This window comes from Sulfurimonas denitrificans DSM 1251 (assembly GCF_000012965.1).
In the GTDB taxonomy this organism is placed as follows: Bacteria; Campylobacterota; Campylobacteria; order Campylobacterales; family Sulfurimonadaceae; genus Sulfurimonas; species Sulfurimonas denitrificans.
Genome location: NC_007575.1, coordinates 741689 through 756283, shown reverse-complemented (window position 1 = coordinate 756283; position 14595 = coordinate 741689). Strand labels below are relative to the sequence as shown.

15 protein-coding genes are annotated in these 14595 nt (G+C 34.4%); 5 read left to right on the top strand and 10 right to left on the bottom strand.

The features are described from left to right. Nucleotides 1-3: 3 nt before the first annotated feature. Together SUDEN_RS03845 and flgH are read right to left on the bottom strand one after the other, a co-directional pair. Nucleotides 4-1488, bottom strand: a complete 1485-nt coding sequence (locus SUDEN_RS03845) for a hypothetical protein (protein WP_238374823.1) — start codon at nt 1486-1488, stop codon at nt 4-6. Next, nucleotides 1424-2146, bottom strand: coding sequence for a flagellar basal body L-ring protein FlgH (flgH, locus tag SUDEN_RS03840; protein ID WP_011372366.1), 723 nt, complete (start codon nt 2144-2146; stop codon nt 1424-1426). Before flgH ends, SUDEN_RS03845 begins: the two co-directional genes overlap by 65 nt. A 77-nt stretch (nt 2147-2223) precedes the next feature. On the opposite strand from flgH, the gene SUDEN_RS03835 reads away from it, so the two are divergent. Then, a complete protein-coding gene (locus SUDEN_RS03835; protein ID WP_011372365.1) occupies nt 2224-2667 on the top strand; it encodes a GatB/YqeY domain-containing protein in 444 nt (147 codons plus the stop codon). Between the two features lie 20 nt (nt 2668-2687). On the opposite strand, the gene trpC is transcribed toward SUDEN_RS03835, so the two are convergent. From trpC to SUDEN_RS03815, 4 genes are read right to left on the bottom strand one after another with little or no spacing between them, the layout of a single operon-like run. Then, entirely contained in the window at nt 2688-3479 is a 792-nt protein-coding gene (trpC, locus tag SUDEN_RS03830; protein ID WP_011372364.1) for an indole-3-glycerol phosphate synthase TrpC, read from the bottom strand. Further along, a complete protein-coding gene (locus SUDEN_RS03825) occupies nt 3476-4759 on the bottom strand; it encodes a tetratricopeptide repeat protein (protein WP_011372363.1) in 1284 nt (427 codons plus the stop codon). Before SUDEN_RS03825 ends, trpC begins: the two co-directional genes overlap by 4 nt. Then, nucleotides 4749-5132, bottom strand: coding sequence for a YkgJ family cysteine cluster protein (locus tag SUDEN_RS03820; RefSeq protein WP_011372362.1), 384 nt, complete (start codon nt 5130-5132; stop codon nt 4749-4751). The genes SUDEN_RS03825 and SUDEN_RS03820 overlap by 11 nt, the downstream gene beginning before the upstream one ends. Further along, a complete protein-coding gene (locus tag SUDEN_RS03815) occupies nt 5120-5815 on the bottom strand; it encodes a tRNA1(Val) (adenine(37)-N6)-methyltransferase (RefSeq protein WP_011372361.1) in 696 nt (231 codons plus the stop codon). Before SUDEN_RS03815 ends, SUDEN_RS03820 begins: the two co-directional genes overlap by 13 nt. A 64-nt stretch (nt 5816-5879) precedes the next feature. Between SUDEN_RS03815 and kdsB the strand changes: the two genes are divergently transcribed. Beyond that, nucleotides 5880-6596: a 3-deoxy-manno-octulosonate cytidylyltransferase gene (kdsB, locus tag SUDEN_RS03810; RefSeq protein ID WP_011372360.1), complete on the top strand. Its 717-nt coding sequence runs from the start codon at nt 5880-5882 to the stop codon at nt 6594-6596. A 162-nt stretch (nt 6597-6758) separates the two neighbouring features. Here the strand turns inward: kdsB and rpsO are convergent, their stop codons facing one another. Further along, entirely contained in the window at nt 6759-7034 is a 276-nt protein-coding gene (gene rpsO / locus SUDEN_RS03805; RefSeq protein WP_011372359.1) for a 30S ribosomal protein S15, read from the bottom strand. 136 nt (nt 7035-7170) lie between these two features. On the opposite strand from rpsO, the gene SUDEN_RS03800 reads away from it, so the two are divergent. From SUDEN_RS03800 to SUDEN_RS03790, 3 genes are read left to right on the top strand one after another with little or no spacing between them, the layout of a single operon-like run. Next, nucleotides 7171-7572 carry an RrF2 family transcriptional regulator gene (locus SUDEN_RS03800; protein ID WP_011372358.1) on the top strand — a complete coding sequence of 134 codons (402 nt, stop codon included), beginning with the start codon at nt 7171-7173 and terminating at the stop codon, nt 7570-7572. 4 nt (nt 7573-7576) lie between these two features. Further along, complete coding sequence (gene flhA / locus SUDEN_RS03795; protein ID WP_011372357.1) at nt 7577-9748, top strand: flagellar biosynthesis protein FlhA; 2172 nt, start codon at nt 7577-7579, stop codon at nt 9746-9748. Between the two features lie 14 nt (nt 9749-9762). After that, entirely contained in the window at nt 9763-10842 is a 1080-nt protein-coding gene (locus SUDEN_RS03790) for a DHH family phosphoesterase (protein WP_011372356.1), read from the top strand. Between the two features lie 16 nt (nt 10843-10858). Here SUDEN_RS03790 and SUDEN_RS03785 read toward each other — a convergent pair whose 3' ends face one another. From SUDEN_RS03785 to tyrS, 3 genes are read right to left on the bottom strand one after another with little or no spacing between them, the layout of a single operon-like run. Beyond that, the gene (locus tag SUDEN_RS03785) at nt 10859-12268 is read right to left on the bottom strand and encodes an N-acetylmuramoyl-L-alanine amidase (RefSeq protein WP_011372355.1); all 1410 of its coding nucleotides are present in this window, start codon (nt 12266-12268) and stop codon (nt 10859-10861) included. A gap of 8 nt (nt 12269-12276) precedes the next feature. Beyond that, on the bottom strand, nt 12277-13368 hold the full coding sequence (locus SUDEN_RS03780; protein ID WP_011372354.1) for a nitronate monooxygenase: 1092 nt from the start codon (nt 13366-13368) through the stop codon (nt 12277-12279). Beyond that, complete coding sequence (gene tyrS, locus SUDEN_RS03775; RefSeq protein WP_011372353.1) at nt 13368-14567, bottom strand: tyrosine--tRNA ligase; 1200 nt, start codon at nt 14565-14567, stop codon at nt 13368-13370. The genes SUDEN_RS03780 and tyrS overlap by 1 nt, the downstream gene beginning before the upstream one ends. Nucleotides 14568-14595 lie beyond the last annotated feature (28 nt).

The window sequence follows — 14595 nt, the reverse complement described above, 5'->3', positions numbered from 1 at the left end:
AATTTAATCTTCTTTTACAACAATATAACTCTCTGGTTTTATCGCCTTATATTTTGACATACTCATACCAACTGTTGCATTTATATATGTTGGGTCTGCTATAACAAATCGTTTTGACTTTACAGATACACTATCACCCTCTAACGGTATATAAAGGGCTGTTGCCATATGGTCTTTGTATTTTACACCAACAACGCTGATACCAAAGAACTCTTTTATCAAATATGAAAAAAGTATCGCTCTATCTTCACAATCTGACTTATCGTAGTAGAGAGTCTCTTGTGCAAACATGACTTTTTCTCTTGAAAATTGCTCTTGATCTATCTCATATCTAAAAGCATTTTGCACAAAATGAAGTACAAAATTTATAGCCTCACTAGCTTTTTTACCTTGAATATACTCCTTAAATGCACGGCTTAACTCACTATATGTAACTTCTTCAAGAGGTGCATTAAAAAATGTTTCATAATCAGCTTGAGGATAAGTTGCCATAAAATCTATAAGATTTTTATTGTAGGAAATTGGCAACTCATATTTTTTTGCAGATAGTGAAAAACTAAGTAGTTTTGTTTGAATATTTTTTTCAAAATTTGGTAAAACTTTAAGCGATAAATCAAGCTCTTTTGTAGCATTTGGGTAATCTTGCTCATAAGAAAAAACCCTTTGCACACTACCTTTTTTTGCATAGTTTTGGACTGCATAGAACTCTTTGCCATCAAATTTATAGCTTGGAGTAGAGTATATAATTTTTTTTGAGTAGTGTAAAAGCACTACATGTTTATTTGATATGGCTGCTTTTACGGAGTATCCAAGTTTATTTAGCAAAAACCAACTTAGAAGATTTGAACTATCCTCATCGCTAAATGTCATCTGCGATATTTTGCTAACAAGGAGATAGATTGCCCAGTCATTTAAATTCATCTCTTTAGAAATTTTATCTATATCTGCTAAAAGTGGCTCATATTCACTAGATGCTGCCTTAGAGAAAAAATTTGATATTCCAGTTTGATTTTGTGGATAATATGTCGCTTTTTTTAAATCTTGCGATATATCAAAACCTAATTTTGTTCCAAAAAAATCAAAAGTCATATCTTTGTCTTTTTTAGGAGCTATTTTTATTACTACATGTAAAGAGTCATTACTATCTTTTTTTTCTGCCTCTTCTTTTGACTTAATATAAATTTTTGGACCAACTGGAGTTATCGTTTGTGCTTTTGCTGGAGTGATATCTTGAGGTTTTGGCTCTTCATAAAAAGGGATTGGTTTTATCTGCGTATAATCTCTCCACTCTTTTTTCAAGTATTCATTAAAACTTTTGTCTCTCTCATCTTTATAGTTCTCAAACGACTCTGTTTGAACTTTTTTAAAATCTTTAAAGCTCTCTGCTGAGTTAAGTGTTGCATAAACGAATAGTAATATAAGGCTAAAACGGCCAAACAGACTGAATAATTTTTGTTCCCCAACCTCTATCTGTAGCACGTTCAACATCTCCTTGTGTTTTATAGAGAATTTTAGCTTCACTCATTTGTGAAGAGTTAATTCTATTTCCCTGATCTATATCATAAGGGCGAATAACCCCACCGATTTGAATAATCTGCTTTTGGTTATCAACCAAAATTTCTCTTTTTCCAGAGATAAAATAGTTTCCATTTTGTAAAACTTTTACTATCCTAGCTGAAACAGTTGTTGTAAAAGAGGCATCTTTTGTTGCACTTCCCTGCCCTTTGTATGCACTATCAGAAGTACTTCCAAATCCCAAATTTGCTATGCCATTTAGTTTACTAACAGCTGAATTGACAGCTGAATTTGTGCCAGCAGAGGTGAAAGCTCCTCCACCTAAATTGAGCGAGTCACTCTCACTTATCTGTTTTGAGCCACTATTTGAACTCTGTGTATTCTCTGAGATGATAACAGTAACTATATCATTTACATGCATAGCCTTGTGATCTGAAAAGAGAGGATTCTCCCCTTGTCCAAATACGCTTCCAACAGAAGTGAAGTCTTTATTATCCTCTTTTGAAGGCATCTCCTCAACGTATGCAGGAGGCTCAAAATCAATTTCAGGGTCACTTAAATTTGCAGTACACCCAGATAAAAATAGTATAGCATAAATGGGCATGAAAAACAGTAAAAAATTTCTTATCATTATTTATCTCTTTATTTTTAATCTCTTTATTTCGTTATAATGATAGCAATAATAGTTCCACCACAAAAAGGAAAAAAATGAGTCTAAGAGAGAGAATAAACAGCGATATAAAAGATGCTATGAAAGCAAAAGATGCTAAAAAAAGAGATGCCCTAAGGCTTCTTAGTAGCGCCTTTAAACAGATAGAGGTTGATGAGAGAAAAGAGCTTAATGATGATGATGTTATAAAAATCATACTCTCTCAAGTAAAAAGAAGAGATGATGCAGCTACTCAGTATAAAAATGCAAATCGAGAAGATTTAATGCAGATTGAACTCGATGAGATAGAATACTACAAAGAGTATCTTCCAGCTCAACTAAATGATGAGGAACTTACATTAGCTATAAAAGATATCATAGCAAAAACAGGCGCTTCAACCATAAAAGATTTGGGAAAAGTGATGGGAACAGCGACTAAAGAGTTATCAAGCAAAGCAGATGGGAAACGAGTAAGCGAGTGCGCTAAAGTGCTGCTTTCATAAATAAACTAGAGTTTTTCACTCTAGTTGCTGCCAAATTTTAATTTTTTTAATGCAGCCTCTTCATCATCTTCTCTCATAAGTGATTCACCTACTAAAAAAGCATCCACTCCAGCTTTACTTAAATCTTCAAGCTGTCCATGCTCATATATTCCACTCTCTGCGACTATAATTTTGCCATTTGGAATAAGAGGGATTAGCTCATAAGAGAGATTCATATTCATCTCAAAAGTTTGTAGATTTCTATGGTTAATTCCGATAATATCACTTCCCGCATAGATAGCTTTTACTAAATCACTTTTATCATGTACCTCAACTAACGCTTCCATGCCTAAGTGTCTTGTATATCCTAAAAGCTCTTTTAACTCTGCCTTACTAAGAGCTGCAGCAATTAAAAGTATAAAGTCGGCTCCATGAACCAAAGCCTCTAGTATCTGATATTTTGTTACTATAAAATCTTTTCTAAGCAGTGGAATACTTACATATCTTCTTATTTGAGCTAAATAGTCCAAGTTTCCTTGAAAAAAATGAGGTTCTGTAAGAATTGAGATGGCACTAGCTCCTCCTATTTCATAACTTTGAGCAATTGCAATAGGGTCAAAGTTTTCTCTTATAACGCCTCTTGAGGGGGAGGCTTTTTTAACCTCAGCGATTACTCTGTATGGATCTTCTGGTGTTGCACTTAAGTATGAAAACACATCCCTTGGCGCTCTTGAGTTAAAAGCCAGTGAGCGTCCTAACCAATCAAGAGAGAACTCGCTCTCTCTTTTTATAATATCTTCTCTTGTTTTTTTAATTATCTCATCTAAAATCATTTTGTCCCTTTTGAATTTTTATAACACTCTTCTATCATCTCTATATGTTTTAAAACCTCTTCATTATCACCACCATCTAGTTTTTGAACTTTTTTGATGATTTTTAGAGCCTCTTTGCAATTTTTTAGTTTATAGTATCCCCATGCAAGAGAATCAAGGTAGTAAGCAGAATCAGGCTCTATCTTTAGTGCCTCTTTAATATACTCCATCCCTTTTTTTACATCTATATCATGATCTATTAGCAAATAGCCTAAGTAGTTAAGGTTCATGGATTCCTTACTTATTTTTACTACCTCTTCTAGCTTTGAAACTACACTTTGAAGCATTATTTTGTTGTTTTTGTCTTCGCTGCTTTCGTACTCAAAAATAGCACTTTGTGCCAAAAATGTAACATCACCGCTCTCTTTGTAGAGCTCCTTTGCTATAACTGTTGCCCTTTTATAATCTTTTTCTTGTATATAGAGTTGTAGCAAAAGTTCTTGATCTATTGCGCTTAGCTCTAAAAATTCGCTCATTTTTTTATAATCTTTTTTATATCCATAAATCTGTACTATTTTTTTTGCTATCTCTATATTTTTATCTAGTTTATATACCCTCAAATAAGTTGATAAAAGAGCATCAATATCATTTTCGTTACTATAAAATCCAATAAGTTTGTTACATATAAACTCTGAACAGCCATGAATTCTTGAGTGTGCTTCTAGTTGAGCAATTGCGTCTTTTTTTCTATCTAGTTCAACATACATAATGATAGCAATTCTATCTATTATTTTCTCATCAGGATTTATAGCATATATATTTTCTAAATATGCAACTCCATTTTCATACTCTTTTAACTTTATATAAATATCAGATACCAAGAGATAATCATCAATATTTTTTGAGATTTCACTCATTTTCAAGGCCAACTCTTTTGCTTCAAGGACTCTCTCTTGTTTTATCAAAGCAACTGTCTTTATCTTTAAAAGTTCGTAATCCTCTGATATGTTTTTCTCTAAATCAACTCTTTGAATCACTTTTTCAAACTTTTGCGCAACTAAATCATTTTTAAGTGAGCGATATAGATACTCTTTTTTTGTTGTCTCTTTATAAAGTGTTTCAAATATCTGTGAAGAGCTGTTATAGTCTTGAAGCTCCTCTAAATATATTGCAGTTAATATATAAAAATCTTCATTCTCAAAACTTTTCTCATGCCCTCCTCTAATGGGTGGCTGGCTCATAGCGCTACATCCACTAAAAAAAAGCATTGTTAGCAAAAGCAATTTTATGCTATATGGCATCTACCACTCCTGGGCACTCAAGTTTTAACTCATCGACTCTTGTTTTAAAATAGTCCCAAAAAGGAAATGTTTTACACTGCTGTGGGCGAACATCATAAATCAAACAACCGTTTGAGGCTCTATCGTAAAAGGCACACTCATAACTCTCTTGTACTTTTCTCTCTTTTATTGAGTATTTGTACCCATTTTTAAAGAGATACTTTTTTGTAAAATCTTCAGCACTAAGAGTACAAAAAGCAGCAATAGCTTCTATCTCTGAAGCATTGACATATATGTACCCGCTCTCGCCTGTGCAACATTTTGCCTGACATGTTTGACAGGCTAAAGGATTAAATTTGTAATCGTATCCATCTTTTTTTATCATATCTGACATTTTATGCTCTGTGTACTGGCTTTTTTATATATTTCTTTTGCTTTTTGTGAAAACTCATCGCCCTCAAAACTGATAAATGGAGGCAAAATTTTCATAAGAGATTTTGAACCGTTTCTTGCATGTATCATCACAAGTGAAGCAACTCTATCTATCTTTGAATGGATAAACTGCACATCCACCGCTCTCATTTTCACTTTACTCAACTCTTCACAAATCAGTCCAAACTGTGACGCATCATAACAAAATATAAAGTGCGAATTTGGTTTTAATATTTTTGTAACTTTTTTAAAAAACTGCTCTAATGGCAAGTTGCTATTATATCTTGCATTAAATAACATCTCATTTTCACTTTTTGTCACTCCATCATGATAAAAAGGCGGATTTGAGATTATGTAGTCATATTTTGACTCTTCATCAAGCTCTAAAAAGTCACTTTTATGAATTTTGTAAGGTATTTTGTTCACTCTAGCGTTGATTGTTGCATACTTTACAAAAAGCTCTTGCTTTTCAACCGCTTCTAATTCAACTTTTTCATTATCTTTTGCTACTAAAAGCCCAACTACTCCACACCCTGCCCCAACATCCAAAACTCTTCCTTTTGGCTTAAAGGAGCTGATAAAGTCATATAAAAATATAGAGTCGCTGTTGTAACAATATCCACTAGATGGCTGATAAAGAAGCATATAAAAAAAGTCCTAAAAATTCATTTTTGGATATAATTTTGTAATTATATCTTAAAGGCTTTAAATGATAATTATTCCAGCAAGGCTTGCTTCAACAAGGTTTCCACAAAAAGTATTAGCAGATATTGGCGGCTTACCGATGGTCGTTAGAACTGCAAAAAGAGTAGCTCATTTAGATAGAGTTGTAGTTGCAGCTGATGATGAGATAATCGCTTCTACATGTAGAGCTCATGGTATAGAAGTTATGATGACATCAACTACTCATAAAAGCGGAACAGACCGAATCAATGAGTGTGCAAACATCTTAAATTTAGCAGATGATGAGATTGTTATAAATGTTCAAGCAGATGAGCCTTTTATAGAGACTCAAGTGGTAGAAAAACTCATACAGAGATTAGAGAGTTTAAAAAACGATAATGAAGATTTCATCATGGCAAGTTGTTACAACTCAATAAATAGCCAATCAGCCCAAGATCCAAATATGGTAAAAGTTGTTCTTGATGACAAAAGCAACGCTATCTATTTTTCTCGCTCAGCAATACCTTTTAACAGAAGTGGAGAAGCTCAATATTTTGGGCATATTGGGATTTATGGCTTTAGTAAAAAAAGTTTAAGTGAGTTTTGCAATCTAAGAGATGCACCAATAGAAGATATAGAGAAGCTAGAGCAACTCCGAGCAATTTATCATCAAAAAAAAATTAGTATGGTAAAAGTAGCAAGTACAGGTTTTGGGATAGATACAGAGGAAGATTTAAAAAGAGCGGTAGAGATATTTCTTTAACTTAAAGCACTTTTAGAAAAAGAGTATAAAAAAATTTATAATTCTTAAAAAACATGGTTTTTCGTAGCTTTAGGGGGGGTGGAAAGGACTAGAACTGCCCCTTGGGTATTAGTCCCTCCCGCTCAAACGGACGTTTTCGTCGTTTGAGTGCGTAACAAATAATTAGATATTATCTCTAATACCTAATTCTGCAACAAGTTTAAGGTAAGCATCTTTATCTTTTCTCTTAAAATATCTCATAAGACGACGACGTTGTCCTACTAATTTTAAAAGACCTAGTCTTGATGCATGATCTTTTTTGAACACTTTTAAGTGTTCAGTTAAATCACTGATTCTTTTTGTTAAAAGAGCGATTTGAACTTCACTAGAACCAGTGTCATTCTCACCACGTCCAAATTTTGTAACAATTTCTTGTTTTTTAGCCGAATCTAAAGCCATAATAGCCTCCAAAAGGTATTTTAATCTAACAGTCACACAAATCAGTGTATAAAGTTGAAGTGAAATAATATCTGATTTCCTATTTTATTTCAACTTCTTTTGATATAATTTACAAAAATAAAATAAAGTAATAAATATGTTAATAACTCGTGCTAGTGAATATGCCATTCTCTCTCTTATAGTCCTATCTAAAGCTTCAGCTCCGATGGATAGCGAAACATTATCAACTCAACTCTCAATTCCTAAAAGCTTTCTAGCAAAAATTCTTCAAGCCATGGCAAAACATGGTATTTTGAAGTCGTTTAAGGGCGTAAATGGCGGATTTTCTCTCTTGCTTGAGCCTAAAGATATAAAAATGCTTCAAGTGATAGCGTCAGTTGAGGGAAAGGCTCCAGCAGTTTTTGAGTGTTCACCATCAATGTACTCTTGCCCATCTGGCAAAGCACAACTATGTTCACTCTGGCCATTTCTAAATAAACTACAAGGGAAGATAGACTCTTTTTTAGCAGATTTAACTTTAGCAGATATTTTAGAGTAGTAGATTGGCAAAAAAATTAACTACTAGAGAGCAAATTGGCACAACCCTAAACTTTTTAATAAGACAAAAAGATTTAAGTGTTGTTATTTTTGTAATGGCAATTTTAGCCATTATTATAGTACCTCTTCCTTCTGGTATTTTAGATTTTCTTCTTACTATCTCCATGGCGTTAGCTGTGCTTATTTTACTTATCTCATTATATGTTCCAAAACCAACAGATTTAACAACTTTTCCAACACTTATTTTGATTCTCACACTCTTTAGATTAGCACTAAATATTGCAACAACTAGGATGATTTTAAGCCATGGGCATCAAGGTGTTGATGAAGTAAGCTCCATCATAACTAGTTTTGGAAATTTTGTGGTTGGTGGAAACTATGTGATTGGTATTGTGGTTTTCTCTATCCTTGTGCTTATAAATTTTATGGTTATAACAAAAGGCTCAACTAGAGTTGCAGAGGTTGCAGCTCGTTTTACTCTTGACTCTATGCCTGGTAAACAGATGGCAGTTGATGCGGACTTAAATGCTGGTCTAATTGATGATGCAGAGGCAAAGAAGAGAAGAGCTGATATTCTTCAAGATGCAAATTTTTATGGGGCAATGGATGGATCTAGTAAGTTTGTAAAGGGTGATGCTGTTGCTGGTATTATTATTACACTCATTAACATCATAGGAGGATTTTTAATAGGTGTTTTCCAACACAACATGAGCGTTAGTGATAGCGCATCTGTCTTTACACTTTTAACTATCGGCGATGGTTTGGTTGGGCAGATACCTGCACTAATCATCTCTACTGCGACTGGTATTATGATTACTCGCTCTTCTGGAGAGGGAGACAACTTTGCAGAGGGCGCTATCAATCAGATGGTTGGTAATGCAAAAATCATGATGATTGTTGGTGGTATCATGATTCTTTTTGCTCTTGTTCCAGGACTTCCAACAGCCTCTATGGGATTTGTTGGAATACTCTTTGCACTTCTTGGTTGGTCAATATATAAATATGAAAGAGGGGAGCTTACTATCTTAAATGTGGATAAAATATTATCCACAAAAGAAAAAGAGATACAAGCAAAAGAAAAAAGCGCTCTAAAACCTAAAAAAACCAACGAAGAGATTGCAAAAGAGGAGGAGATTGCATTAGAAGATATCTTAAAGGTAGAGATGCTAGAGTTAACTCTTGGATATCAACTTATTCGTCTTGCAGATAGCGCGCAAGGTGGAGATTTACTAGAGAGAATACGCTCAATGAGAAGAAAAATCGCATCTGACTTTGGCTTTTTAATGCCTCAGGTTCGCATAAGAGACAATCTTCATCTTCTTCCACAACAGTATCAAATTCTTCTAAAGGGAATCTCCATTGGTGAGGGCAAAATTATTCCAGATAAATTTCTCGCAATGGATAGCGGAATGGCAACTGGCGAGATAAAAGGAGAGCCAACAAAAGAGCCTGCTTTTGGGCTTGATGCGATGTGGATTATGCCAAATCAAAAAGAGGATGCCATTATCAATGGTTATACTGTTGTAGATCCTGCTACCGTTATTTCAACGCACATGAGTGAACTTGTTAAGAGAAACGCTGAGGACCTCTTAACTAGACAAGAGGTGCAATCTCTTATCACTAAAATTAAAAATGACTTTCCAGTTATTATTGACGATGTTCAAAAAGTTGCTTCAATCGGGCTTATACAAAGAGTTCTCAAAGCACTTCTTCATGAAAAAATCCCTCTTAAAGATATGTTAACCATCCTAGAAACTATTGCAGATATTGCAGAGTACACAAAAAATGTTGAGATAATTACAGAACAAGTGAGAGCTAAACTCTCTCGTATAATTACTCAAATGTACTCTTCAGATGATGGAGTCATAAGACTCTTAACGTTTGATACAGCTTCTGAACAACTTCTTTTAGAGAAATCTCAAGAGAGAGATGGCATGCGTAATCTTCTCTTAAATGTGAGTGAGATAAATGCGCTAATACAAGCGACAAGTGCTAAAGCAGCAGAAATACTGCAAAAAGGAATTTCTCCTGTTGTTGTCATAGTAGATCCTCAGCTACGCCGAGGTGTAGCTGAGATATTTGAGAGATTTTCTCTTGATGTTGTAACGCTCTCTCATGCGGAAATTGACTCTAGTGCTACTTTTGAAGTTATGGGCTCTATTGCTATAAATAAGTAAATTTAAGGAAAAAAATGAACGATAAAATAATCCACCACCTCTCACACACAGACTTAGATGGCTACAGTTGTCAACTTGTCATGAAATACACGCCCTATAAACTGTTTAACTATAACGCAAACTATGGTGCAGAAGTAAAGCAGACTTTAGAGTTAATTTTACAAAATATTATAAGTAGTGACAAAGATGCAACCATCTTAACAACAGATTTGAATTTGACACCAGATGAGTCAAAATGGCTAAACAGTGAAGTAGAAAAACTAAACACTCAAAAAAAAGAGGTAAAACTCCTGCTTCTTGACCATCATGCAACTGGTGAAGAGAGCGCTCAAAAATATAACTGGTACTTTCTTGACACAAGCAGATCAGCTACAAAAATCACGTATGATTATGCAAAAGAGAACTTTAATCTTGATGCTCCGCTGTGGATGGACAAGTTTGTAAATATTGTTAATGCGGTTGATTTATGGAAAATGCAAGAGGAAAAAAACTTTGAGTATGGAAAAGTTTGTATGCGTCTTCTTGGTGAAATGAGAGAATTAAATAAGATTATGTTCGCTGAGCAAGACAATAACTACAAACTATCACTTTTACATGAAGCTGTAAAATTTATGGATGAGGCTGATGCTCCTATTGTTTTAGATGAAAATATTCACATGTTAAAGAAAAACTTTTTTAAAATAGATAAAAATGACACTCTAGATAATTTAGCAACTACTTATGTTGTAAAACTCTTAGGAGATGCAAAAGATGAAAAAACTATCTATTATAAAGGTTATAGAGGTTTTCTTAGTTATGGAGTTGGAAATACTTCAATCATAGGGAACGGCTTTTTACTCGCCTACCCAGAGTATGATTTTATTGTTGATGTAAGCTTTAGAGGGACACTAAGCTTTAGAGCAAACAACAACGTAAGCGTATCTCAGATTTCAAAAGAGTGGTGTGGCGGAGGCGGACATCCAAATGCTGCTGGAGGTCGCATTATAGGCTTTAAAGAACAGTACAGATATGACTTAGTAAAAAAACAGATAGAAAAAATAATTAATGAAAAAGAGGCGATTGCTGGAGATTTAGAGTATAAAAAAGAGAATTAATCTTTTTTATACCTCTTTAGTTATTTGTAAAATATCTCTCAATCCCATCGGCTAAGCCTCTTGCAATGAGCTTTATATAATCGTTGCTAACTAGACGCTCCGCCTCTTTTGGGTGTGAGATAAAACCAACTTCTACTAAAACAGAAGGCATTTGCGCTCCAACTAAAACCCAAAAAGGACCCTCTCTCACTCCACCATCTTTTACATCACTATATTTTTGATTAAGTAGCCCGAGCATTCCTCGTTGCAAATCAATAGCTAGTTTATTTGAAGCTAAAATATTGTGGTGGTTTAAAAGGTTCAGATAGCTATCTTTACCATACATGTTCATATCACTCATATCAGCAGAGTTCTCCTGTGCAGCTGCTTTTTTTGCTCTCTCTGAGCGTGAAGGCGAGAGAAAATAGCACTCAATACCATGTACATTTTGAGCATTTGCAGCTGGTACTGCATTTGCATGAATACTGACAAAAATATCTGCTTTTTTATCATTTGCAAACTCAGTTCTTTTGCTTAACTTTACAAATGTATCATCTTTTCTTGTCATTAAGACTTTATAACCACGCACTCTTAAGATATTTTCTAGCTCTTTTGAGATATTAAAAACTATGATTTTTTCTCTATAACCTTTATGCCCAATAGCCCCTGGATCTGTTCCGCCATGTCCTGGATCAATAACAATAGTTTTGTTGTTATATTTTGTTGATTGAATGCTTTTGTCATAAATATTTTTTTCTTGTACTTTTTTTTCTGCTATAACAGTAACACCCTCAGTGTTAAGGGCTATCTCAAGTGCACTATTGTTGACGTTATATGTAATTTTAAGGGGAGAGTTGTTTTCTATAACTAAACGCAGAGTTGTAGGATTAAATTGTGCAATTTTTATATTGGCGACACTATTTTTATTTATATTGTGCGAACTCGTAAGCATTGTAGTTTTTATATCAAAAACATATCTATACTTACTCTTTCTATTATCATGTAGAGTAAAATAGTTAATCTGCTCGCCACTTATACTTTTGTCAAAATCAATAAGAAGTGTTTCACCACGCCATGAAGTTGATTTTAGTTTAGCCAGTGTTTCTACATGTATTTCTTCAATATGCTTTGTTTTTTTATTTGCTTTTGGTTCTGGTTTATTGTAGTTAGTTTTAGAGAGGCTCTTTAGCTCCGCTTCATACTTGCTTACATCTATACTTAGCCTATTTCCACTCTTTACTATGCCATCTAAACACTCTGTTTTTAACTCATAATCATCTTCTACCATCGAATGTAGATATAGACTTTTATAGTCATTATATGCACGAAAAATTTCACTTGTAGAACCACTTTGCATCTGCTTTTGGGCACGTTTGAGTATTTCACTGTTAGCAAATAAGCCTGAAGCTATAAAAAAAGAGAGTAGTAATAGAAAAGGTTTAATCATATCTTAAACTATTCACCATTTACTAGCTTATCCATTAGCTCTTTTACTGAGATAATTTTATCAACTCTATATCCATTTGTGCCAGAGAAAAATAGCCCAGTTTCAAGATTTCCATTATACGCATCACTCAATCTATCTGCAATACAGTAACCAACCTCTTTTGCCTCTTCACCACGATTACATGGAGCAACGCAGTTTGATATACATTTTATAGCTGGTCCCTCTCTTTTCTCAACAAGCAAAGTTAAATTTGTTCTAATTCCTTGAGCAGGATAACCTACAGGAGATGAAAAAAGTTGAATATCCTCTTTTTTTGCATCAAGAAGTACTTTTTTGAAGTTATCATGTGCATCACACTCATGAGTAGCAATAAAACGAGTTCCCATCTGTACACCTGAGGCACCAAGAGCCATCATCTCATCAATATCATTTTTATCCCAAATGCCACCAGCTGCAATTACTGGAATATCTCCCCAAAGAGCAGCCTCTTCCACAACCGGTCTAACTAGATTTTCCAACTGGTTTTCCTCCATTGCACACTGCTCATAAGTAAAACCTTGGTGTCCTCCACTCTTTGGACCCTCTAAAACTACTGCATCAGGAAGTCTGTTGTATCTCTTCTGCCATCTTTTGCAAATTATCTTTAGTGCCTTAGCTGATGAGACTATGGGAACAAGAGCAACGTCAGGATAGCCCTCTGTAAACTCTGGCATATTTGTAGGAAGACCAGCTCCTGTTATAATAATATCAATTCCACTCTCACAAGCATCTCTTACAACACGCTCATAATCGTTAATCGCATATAAAATATTTGCAGCAAGTGGTTTATCTCCACAAATTTTTCTTGCATTTTTTATAATTGCATCAAACCCCTCTTTAGAGTAGAAACCAAGAACATCAAGAGGTCTTCCAGCTACAAGTTTTGAAGCATACTTTTTATCTTCATAATAGCCAGTTCCAACAGCACTTATCACTCCCAAACCGCCCTCTTTTGAGACATTCCCAGCAAGAGAGTCCCAACTTACTCCAACACCCATTCCGCCTTGAACTATTGGTTTTTCTATTATATGTTTACCAATCTTTAATGATCTATTACCCATTAGTTCACCTTTAACTTTGCAAATTTTCTTTTTCCAACTTGAAGTATGTACTCTCCACTTTCTAACGATAGAGTTTCATCATCAATTTTTTCTTGGTTTATTCTAACAGCACCTTGCTTAATATCTCTTCTTGCTTGTGATGTTGATGGTGTTAAATTGCAATCTACGAGTGCTTTTGTTATAGATATAGCCTCAGATGAAGAAAATTCATCCATCTCTGTTGGTATCTGGTTATTTGAATGAACTCTATCAAACTCATCTTTTGCATTTTGTGCAGACTCAGAGGAGTGAAATCTAGCAGTTATCTCAATCGCCAACTCCTCTTTAACTTTTTTTGGATGAAGCGTGCCAGCTTCAACTCCGCTCTTTAGTCTCTCTATCTCTGCTAATGTTTTTGTACTAAGAAGCTCGTAATATCTCCACATCAATTCATCGCTTATGCTAAGTACTTTACCAAATATCTCATTTGGATTTTCACTAACGCCTATGTAATTACCCAAAGATTTACTCATCTTTTGAACACCATCTAGTCCCTCTAAAATAGGAACCATTAAAACAGCCTGCTCTTTTCCTACATCATAAGAGCGTTGCAAGTGTCTTCCCATAAGAAGATTAAACTTTTGATCAGTTCCGCCTACCTCTATGTCACTCTTTAAATGTACGCTATCATATCCCTGAAGAAGTGGGTATAAAAACTCACTAATTGCAATTGATGTACCGCTTTTATATCTTTTGTCAAAATCATCACGCTCAAGCATTCTAGCAACATTAAAAGTAGTTGTTAATGTTATCATGCCAGAAGCGCCAAGAGCATTTAACCACTCAGAGTTAAAAACTACATCTGTTTTAGAGGCATCAAGTATTTTAAAAACCTGCTCTTTATAGCTTTTTGCATTCTCTAAAATATCTTCAGTACTTAAAATTTTTCTAGTTGCACTCTTACCTGATGGATCACCAATTTGAGCGGTAAAGTCGCCTATAAGAAACTGTACCCTTGCACCATATTTTTGAAAAATAGCTAATTTTTGAAGAAGAACAGTGTGACCTAAATGTAAATCTGGTGCAGTTGGATCAAAACCAGCTTTAACTGTGTATGTCTCGCCTTTTTCAAAGTAAGCTTTTAGTAATTTCTCAACCCTTGGCTCATCTATAATTTCAGCGCATCCTCTTTGTATTTCACTTATAGCCTCTTTTAACATGGTATATATTCCTATCTAATTTAGTTAT

Bases quoted from the DNA above. Each gene is read 5' to 3' on its own strand.
- SUDEN_RS03845 (WP_238374823.1), bottom strand. From the start codon at position 1,488: ATGTTGAACGTGCTACAGATAGAGGTTGGGGAACAAAAATTATTCAGT.
- flgH (WP_011372366.1), bottom strand. From the start codon at position 2,146: ATGATAAGAAATTTTTTACTGTTTTTCATGCCCATTTATGCTATACTA.
- SUDEN_RS03835 (WP_011372365.1), top strand. From the start codon at position 2,224: ATGAGTCTAAGAGAGAGAATAAACAGCGATATAAAAGATGCTATGAAA.
- trpC (WP_011372364.1), bottom strand. From the start codon at position 3,479: ATGATTTTAGATGAGATAATTAAAAAAACAAGAGAAGATATTATAAAA.
- SUDEN_RS03825 (WP_011372363.1), bottom strand. From the start codon at position 4,759: ATGCCATATAGCATAAAATTGCTTTTGCTAACAATGCTTTTTTTTAGT.
- SUDEN_RS03820 (WP_011372362.1), bottom strand. From the start codon at position 5,132: ATGTCAGATATGATAAAAAAAGATGGATACGATTACAAATTTAATCCT.
- SUDEN_RS03815 (WP_011372361.1), bottom strand. From the start codon at position 5,815: ATGCTTCTTTATCAGCCATCTAGTGGATATTGTTACAACAGCGACTCT.
- kdsB (WP_011372360.1), top strand. From the start codon at position 5,880: ATGATAATTATTCCAGCAAGGCTTGCTTCAACAAGGTTTCCACAAAAA.
- rpsO (WP_011372359.1), bottom strand. From the start codon at position 7,034: ATGGCTTTAGATTCGGCTAAAAAACAAGAAATTGTTACAAAATTTGGA.
- SUDEN_RS03800 (WP_011372358.1), top strand. From the start codon at position 7,171: ATGTTAATAACTCGTGCTAGTGAATATGCCATTCTCTCTCTTATAGTC.
- SUDEN_RS03790 (WP_011372356.1), top strand. From the start codon at position 9,763: ATGAACGATAAAATAATCCACCACCTCTCACACACAGACTTAGATGGC.
- SUDEN_RS03785 (WP_011372355.1), bottom strand. From the start codon at position 12,268: ATGATTAAACCTTTTCTATTACTACTCTCTTTTTTTATAGCTTCAGGC.
- SUDEN_RS03780 (WP_011372354.1), bottom strand. From the start codon at position 13,368: ATGGGTAATAGATCATTAAAGATTGGTAAACATATAATAGAAAAACCA.
- tyrS (WP_011372353.1), bottom strand. From the start codon at position 14,567: ATGTTAAAAGAGGCTATAAGTGAAATACAAAGAGGATGCGCTGAAATT.